The sequence below is a fragment of the Rhodococcus sp. (in: high G+C Gram-positive bacteria) genome (assembly GCF_049591685.1).
GTDB lineage: Bacteria > Actinomycetota > Actinomycetes > Mycobacteriales > Mycobacteriaceae > Rhodococcoides.
In genome coordinates, this window is the sequence record NZ_JBAWFH010000516.1 from 1 (window position 1) to 1,522 (window position 1,522).

Here is a 1,522-nt window from a genome sequence, read left to right on the forward strand (position 1 = left end):
GCTGCGTACCGAGCGGGTCACAAGCCGGCCGCGAACGCATGTGAGGAGACACCATGGTGAGAGGTGTGCCGTCCAGGCCCGTCGAACTGCCCGTACCGTGCGCCGAAGTGTGGGATTGGCAGCTTCACGGATTGTGTCGCGGGTTCGACTCCTCGGTGTTCTTCCATCCGGAGGGGGAGCGCGGCAGGGCAAGGGCAGTGCGGGAACGCCAGGCCAAGGACGTCTGCGCACGGTGCCCGGTGCTGGCGCAGTGCCGCTCCCACGCGCTCTCGACCAACGAGCCGTACGGCGTCTGGGGCGGCATGTCCGCCCACGACCGCGCCGATCACTACCGCAGCGAAGCTCAGCTGGCCTGACCGCCGATCGGCCGACGATCGGATTCGTGTCGGTGCACTCGTGCACGATGTCGACCTATGAACAAGGTCCTGCGAGCGACACTCGTCAGTGCAGTCGTCATCACCACGGTCATCGGTATCGCTTCGTTCGTGCTGAGCTTCGCGGCGCTGTGGGATCTGGCCACCATGGCCGGTGTGCCACGTAATCTGTCGTGGCTGTGGCCGGTCATCGTCGACGGCACCATCCTGCAGGCCACCATCTCGGTCATCGCGTTGGCGCAGTTCGATCAGCAGAGCAGTGGCCGCCGCTTCTTCTGGGCTGTCCTCGTCATCGCGGCACTGGTCAGTATCGGCGCTAATGCGTTGCATGCCTTCATCTCTCAGGCAGGCACGTTGTACCCGGCCCTGTCCGCCGCTATCGCCACGGTGGCCCCCGTCAGCCTTCTCGCCGCCACCCACGGGCTCGGCATCCTCGTGAGGATCCCGACGGTGCATCCAGCTGAGCGGCCCGAGCCGGATCCCGGACGTGGGCCCGATACCCGCGAACATCGGTCTACGACGAACACCGCCGCAGTTCAGAAGCTTCTCGAGGCTGCCCCGGCCCTCGAACCTGCCGCAACCCCGACGCCCGTTGCCGAGCCGGCGTATACCGCGACCCCGGCTGCGACGGCCAACGCCACTTCGCCGACCGCCACTGCTTCGCCGACCGCCACTGTTTCGTCGCCTGCCACTGCTTCGCCGACCGCCACTGCTTCGCCGACCGCCACTGCTTCGCCGACCGTGAGCATGGCCGACCTTGCGGATATGAGGGACCCGCTCGCCGATGTGGACCGGTGGATTCTCGACGACGATCGTGCAGAAGACCTGTTCCCTGTGGATGCGCCGTGAGGCGTGGCACTATCGAGAAGATGACCGAGGTAACACCGCAGAAACCAGGCTCCGGGCAGGAATCCGTCTGGGATTACCCCCGCCCGCCGCTGCTCGAACATTCGACGCGCTTGATCACCGTGCGGTTCCATGGCGTGCTCGTGGCCGAGACCAGGGACGCGTGGCGGGTATTGGAAACGAGCCATCCGCCGACCTGGTACGTCCCGCGTGACGACGTCGCGCCCGGTGCGCTCACGGCGTCGGCCGCTCGGTCGACGCATTGCGAGTGGAAGGGCGCGGCCACCTACTGGGACGTGCAC

3 protein-coding genes are annotated in these 1,522 nt (G+C 66.8%); all 3 read left to right on the plus strand.

The window, feature by feature from the left end; genetic code table 11:
* The first annotated feature begins 53 nt into the window (after positions 1-53).
* Complete coding sequence (locus WBQ44_RS21095) at positions 54-356, plus strand: WhiB family transcriptional regulator (RefSeq protein ID WP_495568620.1); 303 nt, start codon at positions 54-56, stop codon at positions 354-356.
* 57 nt (positions 357-413) lie between these two features.
* A complete protein-coding gene (locus WBQ44_RS21100) occupies positions 414-1,223 on the plus strand; it encodes a DUF2637 domain-containing protein (protein WP_495568621.1) in 810 nt (269 codons plus the stop codon).
* A 20-nt stretch (positions 1,224-1,243) separates the two neighbouring features.
* On the plus strand, positions 1,244-1,522 hold a 279-nt coding region (locus tag WBQ44_RS21105), incomplete at its 3' end, for a DUF427 domain-containing protein (protein ID WP_495568622.1).